This is a genomic window from Fulvimarina thalattae, assembly GCF_040239565.1.
Taxonomy (GTDB): domain Bacteria; phylum Pseudomonadota; class Alphaproteobacteria; order Rhizobiales; family Rhizobiaceae; genus Fulvimarina.
Genome location: NZ_JBEHWS010000006.1, coordinates 72,706 through 85,700 on the forward strand (window position 1 = coordinate 72,706; position 12,995 = coordinate 85,700).

Here is a 12,995-nt window from a genome sequence, read left to right on the forward strand (position 1 = left end):
TCCTTCTGGCGTTCGTGTCGGATGAGGAACTCGGCAGCCGAATTGGGCCGCGGGAACGCAGCGAGGCCAACCGGAGCCGCTTTGAAAGCGAGCTCCGGCTGAACTGATGAAAAGCGTTGCTGGGATCAGAACTGGTAGGACAAGGACGCTCTGAAGCTACGTCCTGGCTCGGAGTAGAACTCTTGCGGTTGGGCCGCATTGTCCGGAATGTCGAGCGCGTCGTAATAGGTCTCGTCGAACACGTTGTAGAGTCCGGCCTGCAGCTTTACGCCTTCGACGGCGGTCGGTTTCCAAAAGGCCGTCAGGTCGAGGACGGCGTAGTCCGGCGTCTTGTTGATATCCGCTTCGACCTCGTCGCGGGCCGCGGCAACGGTTAGGAAAGCGTCGCCGCCCCAAACTCCGTTGTCATAGCCGAAATTGAGGATGCCCTTCGCGGCCGGGACCGTGTTGAGATGGTCCCCCGTGTCCTTGTCGCGGCCCACCGTGGCCGCAAGGGTCAATCCGCTGTGCCAGACCTCAGTCATCTGCCAGTGGGCCGCGGCCTCGACCCCATAGATCTCCACATCGCGGCGATTGAAGTTGCGGGTAATACCGAACGGATACTCCCCGCGCGACAGGCCAAGCTCGTACGGATCGACCGTTTCGGTATCGATGAAGTTCTCATAACGGTTGTAGAAGCCCGAAACGCTCCAGTCGAAATCCTGATAACGCGCCCGAAGTCCGGCTTCGAAACCGTTGCTGGTTTCCGGTTCCAGATCCGGGTTCCCGATGCTGAGATAGGTGCCGGGACCACCGTAGCTCAGATAGAGTTCGCTCGCCGTCGGCGCTCTGAACCCTTGAGCCCACTGCCCGTAGATCGTGGTGTTCGGCGTAATGTCGAATTCCGCGCGAAGCTTGGGCGATACGGCGCTGTCGCTCGATGAATCCGGCAGGCCGTCATAAGTGACATTGTTCCGATAGGCCGCAGTTTCCTTCGGGTTCTGCTCGTAATAATCGAGCCTCACACCCGGCGTCACACGAAAGCGATCGGTGAGGGAGATTTCGTCCTCCACGAACAGGCCGGTCGTCACGCCGTGAACGTCCGGCATATCGGCCTGGTTGGTGTGGAGGAAGTTGCACGAATAGAAATACCAGAAGGCGTAAGGTCCCGGCGGGCAGCTATCCTCGCCGCTGGACATTTGGCCGGTGCGGTTACCGTAGACGTCGCCGCCGATACTGATCTTGTGATCGAGACCGGCGACGGACACATGCTTCATGACCGCGCCGTTGATCCCGAACGTCGTGTCCTCGATCTCGCTCAGACGCGAATAGGCACCTGCCGGTTGAGAGACCCGATCGCCGAAGAAATCATCCGAGAGTTCCTGACGCTGCCAAAAGACGACGGCATGGGCGGCGTCGAGCCAGGCGCCGGCGCCGACCCCGAGTTCGTATTCGGCGGAAATCCGTTCGCGCTTCTCGACCTGGCTTCGCGACGTAGAGCCTGGATCATAGGTCGCCTGTGATGCCGTTCTGTCGTCGATGTCCTCGTCCCGGTCGTAGATCTCTCCGGTCAACCCGATGACCTGATCGACGCCCAGATGCTGGCGCAGCTTCACCAGAACATTGCGCTGTTCGTAGTCCAGGGGATTGGGCTTCGTACGCGTTTCGCCGAAGCCTCCGACCTCGCCTTGATTCTCGCGTTCTTCGCCGCGGCGGTAGCCGCCCTGAAGGAACATGTACGTATCGCCGAGGCGGGCGGCGAGTGCCTGGTCGACGCCCCAGCTCTGGTCCTCGCTGTCGAAGGTCGCTCGCGAGAGCCCACCGAAGACCTGGTCTCCTTCCAGAAGGTCCTCCGGGTTCAGCGTGCGGACGGCGACGACGCCACCGAGCGATCCTGCGCCGAACACACTGGAATCACTGCCTTTGACAATGTCGAGAGCGCTCAAGGTATTGGTATCGAACGTGGCGCTGCCGCCGGTGACGCCTCGCGCGCCGTCATCGAGCCAGGGCAGGCGAATGCCATCGATCGTGGTCAGCACCCGGCTGTCACCGAGCCCGCGAACGTTGAAACCGCCGCTTGTATTGCTGAAACCGACCGACGGATCGATCCGGGCGATGTCGTCCGCGTCGAAGATCTGAGCGTCATCGAGGTCGGTGCGGGTGACGCGCTGCGTCAGGATGCTGGCCGCACGCGAGGCCGGTTCGTCAGCACCCGAAGCGCCTTCCCCATCGCCCACGACGACCACGGTGTCGAGAAAAATCGAGACATCGCCGTTTGCAGACTGCTGCGCCGCCGCAGGCCAGCCGAGTGCAATCGTCAGCGCGCAACCGGATGCGGTCGCTGCAAGTCCATGTTTGAATAGTGCCACTTCAATCCCCTTCAGATCAGATGATGGGACCTGGCTGGCTCATGCTCGATCGAGATTTGGCTTGCTAACGTCCGCAGCGGAGCGAGACGACCCCCCTCGTCTTTGACCCTGCCCATTGACGCCGATAAATAACATGATAATCGAAATCAAGTTTTATCTTGTTGAAAACGCTTGTAAAATAGAAAGGTTCTAATTTGGAGGAAGGTCGTGATGCGACGAATGTCGGTCGCGTTGGTCGCGCCGATGTATCGATGGCGCGGGACAAGACGGTTCTCTCTACCGAAGACCTTTTCGTCACCGGCAGAGAGGTCGAAATTCACCACCAGAACTTTGTCTACCGGTTGCGCCTCACCCGGACCGGCAAACTCATCCTGACAAAATGAAACCGAGACTCGTGCCCAATATCTCTCAGCTTGAAATCTCCAGACGCCGTGTGTTCCCGCTGCTGGGTGCCGCCATGGCCGGCCTTCTTTTCGTCTCTCCGTCCAAGGCCGAGGATGCCGAACAACCTGAACGAATCGTCGCGATCGGCGGTGCGGTGACGGAAACGCTCTACGCTCTCGGAGCAGAAGACAGGATCGTCGGCGTGGATACCACGGCCGTTTATCCTAGCGAGGCTCGGGACAAGCCTAACGTCGGTTATATGCGGCAGTTGTCGGCGGAAGGCGTCCTCGCCCTGTCGCCGGACCTGATCTTGATGGAAGAAGGGGCCGGCCCACCGCCCGCGATCGAACTCCTCAAAGCCTCCGGTCTCTCTCTGACGACCGTGCCGGGCGGGCATGGCAGGGCCGAAATCGGCCAGAAGATCAGAACAATCGCAGGAGCGGTTGGCCAGAAAGAGAAGGGCGATGCTCTCGCAACCGAGATTGAGAGCAATCTTGCGCGCCTCGACACGCAGCTGGAATCGGTCGAGACTCCCAGGAAGGTCCTCTTCATTCTCTCCATGGTCGACGGTCGACCGATGGCGGCGGGAACCGACACCGCGGCTGACGAGATGATAGGCCTTGCCGGTGGTACGAATGTGTTTGGAGAAATCTCGGGTTACAAGACTTTGTCTTCCGAAGCAGCGACCGAACTCGCGCCCGACGTGATTGTAATGGTCACCGGAGCCGGGCCCGACCACGGAGCTGCCGATCCGTTCTCCATTCCGGCATTGAAGGCGACCCCTGCCGGACAGACGAATTCGCTGATCCGCATGGATGCTGCCTATCTTCTCGGATTTGGCCCGCGAACCGCAGATGCTGCTCGCGATCTGTCGACGAGGCTCTATCCTGATCACATGCCATCCCCCGAATGAGTGCTGTAGCTCGCATCCCCCCGGTAGTTCCTGCCGCGGGAGACCGGTCGTTCGTGCAAGCGATCACGCTCGTTGGGCTGACCTTCGCCGTCCTCGTCTTCACTATCCTTGCCGTTGGCATCGGACCTTCGTCCCTCCCCCCGGAACGCGTCGTCGCGATCCTGTTTGCGGGGCCGAATGCGGAGAACTATCCTATCGGGGATATCGTGATCGTCTGGCAGATCCGGCTGCCGCGCGTGATCATGGCGATTCTGGTCGGCGCGATGCTGGCCCTGGGCGGAGCCGTCATGCAGGGGCTCTTTCGCAATCCGCTGGCGGAGCCCGCAATTCTCGGCGTCTCGACCGGCGCGGCGCTCGGCGCGGTTTCCATGATCGTTCTGAGCAACGGTCTTCTGGCGCCGGTCGCAATGCTCCTCGGCACCTTTTCGCTTCCCGTCGCAGCCTTTGCCGGCGCGCTGACCGCCACATCGATCCTCTATATGATCGCCACCCGTGAGGGATCGACCTCCGTTGCCACGATGCTGCTCGCCGGCATCGCTCTTGCCGCCTTCGCTGCGGCGATCATGGGTTACCTCGTCTATCTCAGCGACGATGCGCAGTTGCGCGACATCACCTTCTGGAACCTCGGCGGGCTCGGTGGCGTGACCTGGCAGAAGGTGCTCGTCTGCGCTCCGTTGATGCTGATGGTAATTGCCGTCGCGCCGGTGCTGGCGCGGGGTCTAGACGCGCTTGTGCTGGGAGAGGCGGAAGCGTTTCACCTGGGTGTCAGGGTTCAAGGGCTGAAGCGTTCGGCCGTTGTCCTTGTGGCGGCGGCGACGGGCGTCGCCGTGGCCGTTTCCGGCGTCATCGGATTCGTCGGTATCGTGGTCCCCCATGTCCTGCGTCTCGCAGTGGGTGCCGACCATCGCTTTCTCTTGCCCGCTTCGTGTCTGGGCGGTGCGCTTCTGCTGCTCGTTGCAGATATTGGCGCACGGCTTCTGGTCGCCCCGGCGGAACTGCCGGTCGGTATCATAACCGCGGCGATCGGCGCTCCGTTCTTCCTTTGGTTGCTGATGCGCCGACGCGCCCTGATGGGACATTAGACCTTGGTTCTCGATATCGAGAATGTGAGCGTTCGCGCCGGCGGAGCGACGATTCTCGGTCCGCTCACGACGCAATTCGCGTCAGGAACGATGGTTTCACTCGTCGGTCCGAACGGGGCCGGGAAATCGACGCTCGTAAAGGCGATCAGCGGGGAGCGTGATCTCCAGTCGGGCATCATCAGGCTACATGGCGAGGATGTTCGGACTGTTGCGCCGCACGAACTCGCGCGACGGCGGGCCGTGCTGCCCCAGGCAAGCGCTATCTCCTTCCCCTTTACCGTGTTTGAAATCATCGGCCTTGGCTTGCGCCAGAGGCGCGGGATCGCGGCCGCCGAAAGGCAGATTCACATATCGAATGCCCTTGATGCGGTCGATCTTGAAGGGTTCGGAGGGCGCCTTTACCAGCAGCTTTCCGGCGGTGAGCAGCAAAGGGTTCAGCTCGCGCGCATTCTCTGCCAGATCGGCGATCCCCTGGATGACGGGCCGGCGAAGCTCCTGATCCTCGATGAGCCGACGTCCAGCCTCGACGTGCGCCACCAGCTCGACGTCCTGTCGATTGCCCGAAGTTTCGCCGATCGGGGCGGACTGGTGATCGCCGTCCTTCATGACCTTAATCTCGCCGCGACCTTTTCCGACCGGATGCTCCTGATGCGTTCGGGCATGATCGTCGAGGACGACAGCCCTGCCGCACTCCTGCAATCCCACACGATCGACGAGGTCTTCGGCATCGCCATGGCGCGGGTCGACCGGGGCGAAGGTCATCTTCCGGTTCTGGTGCCTGAAGCGGCCCGGTCACAAACCCTTACCGCTTGAAGCTTCAGTGGCCGTGCTCGCTGATGTTCGCCCGCCCATAAGATTGGGCCGATGCCTTGATCTTGAACACGTTCGGTAACACGCGCGATGAAGCAGGCGGATGCCTCTGCGTCCGCCTGCCTCTTGGCAACTAAGATCTCGGTCAGGCCGCTACCGGTGCCGCTTCCATCTTTCGACTGCCCGCATCAGTTGGCGAGAGCTCAAGCGACAGGGTCTTGGCTGCGGTGAAGTCGGCCTTGCCGCTGCCGAGGAGCGGCATCTTTTCGACGACGTGAATTTCGGCCGGGATCATCAGGTCCATCGCACCCTTCGACCTTGCGAAGGCGGCGAAGGCCTGACGGTCCGCGCCGGCGGCACTCGTCAGGAGGATCAGTCGCTCGCCTTTCTTGGCGTCGGGGATCGCCGAAACGATCACCGGCTCGCCTGGCCACAACTCGGCCGCCAGCGTCTCCACGGCCGAGAGCGAGACCATCTCGCCGCCGATCTTTGCGAAGCGCTTGGCGCGGCCCTTGATGGAGACGAATCCGTCTATGTCGATCTCGACGATATCGCCCGTGTCGTGCCAACCGCCCTCCAGCGTTTCGAGGACGCCGGGCTTCTCCGCTTTCAGATAGCCCTGCATCACGTTCGCGCCGCGAATGAAGAGCCGTCCACCTTCTTCGACGCCCGGCACCGGTTCGAGGCGCGCCTCGATGCCCGGAAGCAGGCGGCCGACGCTTCCCGTTCGGGTTTCCATCGGAGCATTGATGGCGATTACGGGCGCAGCCTCGGTCACGCCGTAGCCTTCGAGAATGCGCAGCCCGAAACTCTCCATAAAGGTTGCTCGCGTCGAGGCACGCACCGGTTCGGCCCCGGCGAAGCAGTAACGCACCGATCGGAAATCATAAGGATGGGCCGTCCGTGCATAACCGGCGAGGAAGGTATCCGTGCCGAAGATGATGGTCGCATTCGAGCCGTAAATGAGCTCCGGCACGATCCGGTAGTGCAGCGGCGAGGGATAGAGATAGGCCGGAACGCCTGCCGTCAGCGGAAGGAGCGTGCCTGCCGTCAGTCCGAAGGAGTGAAAGATCGGCAGGACGTTGAAGACCTTGTCCGCACCCGAAAAGTCGATCCGCGCCGCCGCCTGGGCGGTGTTGGCGAGAATGTTGTCGTGGGAGAGGACGACACCCTTGGGCGCGCCTTCCGAGCCGGATGTGAAGAGGATCGCGGCCCGATCGCTGGCCTTCCGCGCGACGAGCGGCTTCGTGCGGCCCAGGAGCCCCGCGATCTTCTGCTTCATCCCGATGCCGAGGGCGATGTCTTCCAGATAGGAGATATGGAGTTTCTGCGACAGCGCGGCAACGAGCGGTTCGAGCCGTGCCTGCTTCACGAAGGCCCGCGCGGTGACGATCGTGTCGACTTGCGCCGCGCGGCAGCTCGACAGAATGTTCGCGGCACCGGCGGTGAAGTTGATCATGGCGGGCACCTTGCCGGCGCTCGTCATCGCGAGAAAGGAGACCGCGCCGGCATTGGAGGTCGGCAGCATCAGCCCGATTGTCTCTGCCTTCTCGAAGTGTGCAGCGAAGCGCTCGGCGAGAATGCGGGTGCGGGTGAGAAGCGCGCCGCGCGTCAGGGGCCCGGTGACGGGATCTTCCGTCGCGAGCGCTCCCATGCCGCCGCTTCTTGCCTGCTCAATGACCGCTTCGAGCACCGTGCGATCGGTCGGGCGCGCCTCGAACACGCTTTCGGTCATGATGGCATGGAGCGCTGCACCCGCCGCCTTGCGCCGCCTGCGGCCTTTGAACTCCGGATCGATCGTGAGGTCGCGGGGCGGCAGGATCGTCACCTTCACCTTCGGGAAGAGCTGCTTCTTGACGAGGGCATGGGTGAGGCGGGAAAACGGGCTCCGTTCGAGGCCATCGATGCGGATCGGGACGATCTTCGAGCCCGTCTTGTCGGCGACCATCCCGGCACCGTCATAGACCTTCATCAGGCTGCCGGTCACGGTGATCCGGCCTTCCGGGAAGATGACGAGGGGATTTCCCGCCTGCACCGCCTTGATCAGCGAACGTGTCGCGATCGGCTTGGTCGGATCGAGCGGAAGCGCGTTGGTGCGCTTGACGAAAGGCTTGACCCACCAGCGCTGGGCAATGGTGCGATCGATGGCAAAGACGGGATCGGCCTCGGTGAGGGTCAGCGCCAGCGGGCCGTCGAGGAAGCTGACATGGTTGAGGGCAAGGATCGGCGCAGGGCCGGCGGCATCGAGATGTTCAAGGCCCTCGACCTCCATCCGGTGGAAGAGGCGCATCACGACGGAGATGAGGTCGCGCAAAGGATTCGTCGGCAGGACTTTAAGCATGACGATCGCGGCTCCGAGATTGAGGGCGGCAAGGACGGTGAGGATAGGACCGAGGCCGACGCCTGCGGCCTGGACGGCGGCGACGAGGCCACCGGCGAGGGTCATGAAGCCGGCATTGACGATGTTGTTGCCAGCGACGAGGCGGGCGCGGCGGGCCTTGGGTGCCCAGGCCTGCAGGGCTGCGAAGGCGGGCACGACGAGGAGCGAACCGGCGATCGCCATGCCGGCAAGGTCGATCGCGGCTCGCACCGTGCCGTCACCTGCGAAGAAGGCGGCGAGCGTATCCGTGGGCGCGTTGCGGGCTTGACCGAGCAGCATGAGGCCGAGATCCAGGCTGAAGCCGGCGACGAGGACCGTGCCGACGACCGCCGGCAGGAGGACGATGCGCCCCTTCGAGACGAGCGCCGCAAGGGCAGAGCCGATACCGATGGCAACGGCGAACAGGGCCAGATAGGTGGTGACGGCAATTTCTGACCCGCCGAGGACGTCCTTCACCAGCGTCGGCATCAGGGACAGGACGATGGCCCCGACGACCCAGAACCAGGAGACCATGAGCGAGGCCTTCAGGATGCGGCCGTCGCGCGCCAGTTCGCGGGTGAGCCTCACCGTCGAGCGCAGGATGTTTCGGTCGATTGTCAGAGTGGGCGCGGCGGCACCGGTCTTCGGGATGAAGCGGCTCGCCGCATAACAGAGGATAGAAAGGCCGATCATCACCGGACCGAAGACCACGACCGTCGTGTCTCCAAGCGAAAGGAGGCCGCCGGCGATCGTGCCGGCAAGGATCGCGGCGAAGGTCGCGCCCTCCACATATGCGTTCGCGGCCGGAAGCTCCGAGGTTTCCAAGTGGTCGGGCAGGATACCGTATTTGATCGGACCGAACAGCGCGGAGACAAGGCCGAAGACGAAGAGCGCAGCCATCAGCACCGGCACCGAACCTAGCGCGATGCCAGCGACGGCCAGACAGGCACCGCCGATCTCGGCGAGCTTCAGACGCCGCGCGACGAGTGCCTTGTCGTAGCGGTCGGCGAGTTCGCCGCCGAGCGCCGAGAAAAGAAGGAACGGCGCCATGAAGACGGCACCGGCGAGGGTCACGAGCGGCGCGGCCTCCTCGCTGGCGAGCGTGAAGAGGATCAGAAAGACCAGCGCATTCTTCAACAGATTGTCGTTGAAGGCGGACAGGAATTGCGTAACGAAGAGCGGCAGGAAGCGCCGCGATGTGAGAAGATGTCTGCTCATCTGGAGTGTCCTTGGGACAAAAGCCCGACCGATCCGCGATGGGTCACCCCACGGCGGAAGGATCGCTCGTTTCGTTTGAGCTCGTGGAGCCGGGAAAACGTGAAGGCGTCGTGGAGCACAGCGCGCTCCTCGAAGGAGTTCATTCCCGCCGCTTCTACAGATCCTCGCGATTGCGACTTGCCTGCCGGAGGAGTTCCTCGGTGCGCGCCTCGTCGAGACGCGAGACCATGCTACGGCCCTCTTCCTCGTCTCGCAGAAGCCGCGTCACCGAGATCGCGCAGTGGACGAGCATGATCACCGCCATGGCGTAGAAGCCTTTGGCAGCGAAGCTCGCCTCCATGAAGAAGACGCCGCCGGCATTCATGACGGCCGCGAGCACGAAGCTGGCGATGGAATAGGCCTTCCACGCACGGGTGGCCTTTGGCTGGTAGGAAATATCGCTCATCGTTGAAATCCTTTGTCTGGAAGATCGCTGGAGATGTCAGGCGGCCGTGCCGGCGCGCTGGCGCAGGCGAGAGAGAACGCTCTCCGTGCTGTGCGGGGCGGCAGGACCGCATCCGGCGGAAGCGAGCTTTTCGGTCAGCCGCTCACCGGGATCGATCTCCTCGTCCGGATCGAGGCGATCGGCGATCGTCAGATCGTCTTCCTGACCGCGTAACAGGCGGGCGAGCGTCGCTTCGGCCTCTGAAAGCGTGGCAAGATGCGGGGCCGCCGGATCGGCAAGACGGAGCGAGACGCTGCGGCGAGTGGCATCGGCAAGGCGCAAGCCGCGCTCGAGATCGCGAATGCGCGTTTCGCTGCGGGTGATTGCGCGCTGGAGCCGCGCGAGCTCCGCCTCGATGACCGCGATGGCTTTGTCCGAAGCTTCGCGATCGGCCTCGAGCCGCCCGATGGCTTCCGCCGCTTCGGCAGCGAGCGCCTCATTGCTTTGCCGGATCGCTGCGACGGCACGCTCTTCGAGATCGGCGATCTGCCCGGAGATCGCATCGCGGCGGCGTTTCTCGCGGCGGTTTTCCGCACAGGCCCGCGCCTCCGCCACCTTGGCAGACTTTACCGTCGCCGAGACGTCGCGGATCTGCTGGCGCAGGATCGTGATCGCGTTTGCGTCGACGATGCTTTCGCGGCGGTCGTTTGCGGTTCCCCGCAGAAGGGTCATAAGAGATTTCAACATGGCTTCCTCTCATATTGAACATTGTTCATTTTGGAAGCTAGCAGAAAATGAACAACGTTCAAGATCTGAAATGAACGTCGTTCAAAATATTTTCAGGAGGCATATGTGGCGTCCAGACAGGCCAAGAGGGACGATCTCAAAGCCCGGCTCATCGCTGCGGCACGCGAGCGGATCGAAAGCCAAGGGGTCCGCAATCTGCGCGCCCGGGACATCACGCAGGATGCGGGATGCGCACTCGGCGGCCTCTACACGGCCTTTTCCGATCTTCAGACGCTGATCATTCACGTCAATGGCGAGACCCTCAATGCACTGAGCGGTCATCTTTCGAAGGCACGGGAGGGCACCAATGGGCCGAGGGACGAGTTGCGCGCCCTGGCGCTCGCCTATCTCGATTTCGCCGAAACCCATCGCGCGCTCTGGTTCGCGCTCTTCGATGCGACCTCCCTCGCCGATACCCCCATTCCCGACTGGCACCGCGCGCAACAGGCTGATCTCGTCCGGCTGATCGCCGAACCACTTTCGCGGATCGAGACCACCCTTGCGCAAGAAGCGCTCGTCAACCGCGCCCAGGCGCTTTTCGCGGCGGTCCACGGTATCGTGACGATCAGCCTGGAAGAGCGTGCGATCGGGCTTTCAGGGCAGGCGCTTCGGGATGAACTGATCCTTCTTCTCGACCGGATGATCGCGATCAGAGACGCGTAGCAGTGAAGCTCAACGCGCTTGCGAATGCACGTCACCGGTCTCTTCACGCAGCCAAGAGCTGCGTGTTCCAACTCCGAGCCCGGCGGCAAGAGAGGTACGCTCGTCAAGATCGACAAATTCCAGCGAAAGACAGGAGCGGTGAAGATGGTGACAAGGTGTCATGCCCGGAGATACGCATCGACCGCGACAGAATAACGACCGCGTGCTTGCACCCTATCGTATCGCGCGCCTGGATATCCAGCCAATCGGCACCGGGTCGATAAAGGGAACGGGGACAAAGTCTGCAGGTTCAGTTCTGCCGATCAGTCACCATGCCATCAAACAAAAGCCACACGCGATGCGGCGGAAGTCCTTTTAGAGGTCGAAAGCTTATGGAATTTAGATGGCGGTGAGAGAGGGATTCGAACCCTCGATACGGTTTCCCGTATACACGCGTTCCAGGCGTGCGCCTTCAACCACTCGGCCACCTCACCAATGTCCGTGAGCTTTTGCGCGATTTCGGCGCTTATCCGTCGAATGACTGAATGGACCGAACACGCAGCGTGAAAGCAGCGGACGGCGCGGGACCTAAGCCAGAAATCGCGTCGGTTCAAGCGTTTTGTCCAGACCAAGGCGCGGAAGTTCGATCTTTCTTTGAGGTATCGCCTGTTTTGAGGTCTGCCGAGCGACGGGCGAGGCGGAGGGAACACCATCAATAGCAGGATCGCCGCAGGCCCGGCCCATGCCGTTGCCAAGAGGCCGGCCAGCCCCCATCTTCCGGGTCTGAAACCATCCATGCGAAACGTCTCGCCAGACCGGAGCCCGCCCCTTCGATGCGCTTTTTCCTGCGGATGATCGGAACCCTGTTTCTTGCGATCGCCACCGTCTTCGCCGTCGGCGACGTCGCCCAGTACGTGGCGGACGACGTGATCCGCATGGCGACGATCGCCGAGATCGCACGGATGACCGGCATCGGCGCAGGCCTGTTCGCGGATGGTGCGTCCCCAACGGCCGCGGCAATCGGAACCTGGCCCTTTGCGATCACCTTCGCCATCATCGGCGCGGTGCTGACGCTGCTCGGACGCAAGCCACGCAGGATCGGGCGCGCCTGACGCGACCCACTCAACCAAGCCGGTCTTCGCGCATCTCACAGAGGCGCAGCGCCGGTGAAAGGAGCGAAACGATGTATATTCTCGACATGTTCGCCAAGAAGACGAAGATGGTCGACCCGGCCGAAGCCCTGAAGGGCCGATCGACAGAAATGCCAGTGCCCGAGACTCATTTCGTCAACGGGGCACCGATCAAGGCGCCATTTCCGGATGGGCTGAAGCAGGCCGTCTTCGGCATGGGCTGCTTCTGGGGCATCGAGCGCAAGTTCTGGCAGCTCGACGGCGTCTATTCGACGGCGGTCGGCTATCTCGGCGGCTATACGCCGAACCCCACATATCAGGAGGTCTGTACCGGCCAGACCGGGCACAACGAGGTGGTGCTCGTCGTCTACGATCCGGACAAGATCAGCTATCGCGAACTGCTGAAGACGTTCTGGGAAGGTCATGACCCGACCCAGGGCATGCGCCAGGGCAATGACATGGGCACCCAGTATCGCTCAGGGATCTACACCTTCGACGACGAGCAGGCGGAAATCGCCGAGGATACGAAGGCGGCCTATCAGCAGGCGCTGAAGGCCGCCGGCCATACCGGCACGATCTCGACGGAGATCAAAGCGGCCGAGGAATTCTATTATGCGGAGGATTATCATCAGCAGTATCTCGCCAAGAACCCGCGCGGCTATTGCGGCGTCGGGGGAACGGGCGTGAGTTGTCCGGTGGGGGCCGGTGTCGCGGCGGAGTAGGCTTTCCGACGAGACATAATTTCTGCGGCCGCCCTTCGGGGCGGCCGTTTTCTTAAGGTACGAGCCTGCGGTTCGTCATTCCAGGGCTGCGTCCCTGGAATCCAGGCGATGTCGATTGTGGTTGGGACCCGCCTCATCCCCTGTGTAGATGAACGACCGGAACCGAAGCCTTCCATT

Annotated in this window: 11 protein-coding genes and 1 tRNA gene; 7 read left to right on the plus strand and 5 right to left on the minus strand. The window is 62.5% G+C overall.

The genetic code is table 11. The features are described 5' to 3' along the window. Positions 1–125: 125 nt before the first annotated feature. Positions 126–2,348, minus strand: a complete 2,223-nt coding sequence (locus ABRA89_RS09755; protein WP_349941275.1) for a TonB-dependent hemoglobin/transferrin/lactoferrin family receptor — start codon at positions 2,346–2,348, stop codon at positions 126–128. 194 nt (positions 2,349–2,542) lie between these two features. Between ABRA89_RS09755 and hemP the strand changes: the two genes are divergently transcribed. The 4 genes from hemP to ABRA89_RS09775 are packed head-to-tail and all read left to right on the plus strand — an operon-like array spanning position 2,543 to position 5,540. After that, positions 2,543–2,731 (plus strand): hemin uptake protein HemP, encoded by a 189-nt coding sequence (gene hemP, locus ABRA89_RS09760; RefSeq protein WP_463671273.1) that lies wholly within the window; start codon positions 2,543–2,545, stop codon positions 2,729–2,731. 11 nt (positions 2,732–2,742) lie between these two features. Continuing rightward, positions 2,743–3,645: a heme/hemin ABC transporter substrate-binding protein gene (locus ABRA89_RS09765; protein WP_349941276.1), complete on the plus strand. Its 903-nt coding sequence runs from the start codon at positions 2,743–2,745 to the stop codon at positions 3,643–3,645. 53 nt (positions 3,646–3,698) lie between these two features. Next, positions 3,699–4,727 carry a FecCD family ABC transporter permease gene (locus ABRA89_RS09770; protein WP_349941277.1) on the plus strand — a complete coding sequence of 343 codons (1,029 nt, stop codon included), beginning with the start codon at positions 3,699–3,701 and terminating at the stop codon, positions 4,725–4,727. Positions 4,728–4,751: 24 nt separating this feature from the next. Further along, a complete protein-coding gene (locus ABRA89_RS09775; RefSeq protein WP_349941448.1) occupies positions 4,752–5,540 on the plus strand; it encodes a heme ABC transporter ATP-binding protein in 789 nt (262 codons plus the stop codon). A 142-nt stretch (positions 5,541–5,682) separates the two neighbouring features. On the opposite strand, the gene ABRA89_RS09780 is transcribed toward ABRA89_RS09775, so the two are convergent. The 3 genes from ABRA89_RS09780 to ABRA89_RS09790 form a co-directional block, all read right to left on the minus strand. After that, entirely contained in the window at positions 5,683–9,114 is a 3,432-nt protein-coding gene (locus ABRA89_RS09780; protein WP_349941278.1) for an acyl-[ACP]--phospholipid O-acyltransferase, read from the minus strand. A gap of 154 nt (positions 9,115–9,268) precedes the next feature. Next, positions 9,269–9,559: a YiaA/YiaB family inner membrane protein gene (locus ABRA89_RS09785; protein ID WP_349941279.1), complete on the minus strand. Its 291-nt coding sequence runs from the start codon at positions 9,557–9,559 to the stop codon at positions 9,269–9,271. Positions 9,560–9,595: 36 nt separating this feature from the next. Beyond that, positions 9,596–10,285, minus strand: a complete 690-nt coding sequence (locus tag ABRA89_RS09790) for a PspA/IM30 family protein (RefSeq protein WP_349941280.1) — start codon at positions 10,283–10,285, stop codon at positions 9,596–9,598. A gap of 105 nt (positions 10,286–10,390) precedes the next feature. Between ABRA89_RS09790 and ABRA89_RS09795 the strand changes: the two genes are divergently transcribed. After that, positions 10,391–10,987: a TetR/AcrR family transcriptional regulator gene (locus ABRA89_RS09795; RefSeq protein WP_349941281.1), complete on the plus strand. Its 597-nt coding sequence runs from the start codon at positions 10,391–10,393 to the stop codon at positions 10,985–10,987. Positions 10,988–11,370: 383 nt separating this feature from the next. Here ABRA89_RS09795 and ABRA89_RS09800 read toward each other — a convergent pair. Then, positions 11,371–11,460 (minus strand) — tRNA-Ser (locus ABRA89_RS09800). Positions 11,461–11,799: 339 nt separating this feature from the next. On the opposite strand from ABRA89_RS09800, the gene ABRA89_RS09805 reads away from it, so the two are divergent. Together ABRA89_RS09805 and msrA are read left to right on the plus strand one after the other, a co-directional pair. Further along, positions 11,800–12,078 carry a hypothetical protein gene (locus ABRA89_RS09805; protein ID WP_349941282.1) on the plus strand — a complete coding sequence of 93 codons (279 nt, stop codon included), beginning with the start codon at positions 11,800–11,802 and terminating at the stop codon, positions 12,076–12,078. A 71-nt stretch (positions 12,079–12,149) separates the two neighbouring features. Beyond that, positions 12,150–12,818 (plus strand): peptide-methionine (S)-S-oxide reductase MsrA, encoded by a 669-nt coding sequence (msrA, locus tag ABRA89_RS09810; RefSeq protein WP_349941283.1) that lies wholly within the window; start codon positions 12,150–12,152, stop codon positions 12,816–12,818. Positions 12,819–12,995 lie beyond the last annotated feature (177 nt).

Excerpts from the sequence above, each read along its gene's own strand:
- ABRA89_RS09780 (WP_349941278.1), bottom strand. The coding sequence starts at position 9,114 with ATGAGCAGACATCTTCTCACATCGCGGCGCTTCCTGCCGCTCTTCGTT.
- ABRA89_RS09785 (WP_349941279.1), bottom strand. The coding sequence starts at position 9,559 with ATGAGCGATATTTCCTACCAGCCAAAGGCCACCCGTGCGTGGAAGGCC.
- ABRA89_RS09790 (WP_349941280.1), bottom strand. The coding sequence starts at position 10,285 with ATGTTGAAATCTCTTATGACCCTTCTGCGGGGAACCGCAAACGACCGC.
- ABRA89_RS09805 (WP_349941282.1), top strand. The coding sequence starts at position 11,800 with ATGCGCTTTTTCCTGCGGATGATCGGAACCCTGTTTCTTGCGATCGCC.
- msrA (WP_349941283.1), top strand. The coding sequence starts at position 12,150 with ATGTATATTCTCGACATGTTCGCCAAGAAGACGAAGATGGTCGACCCG.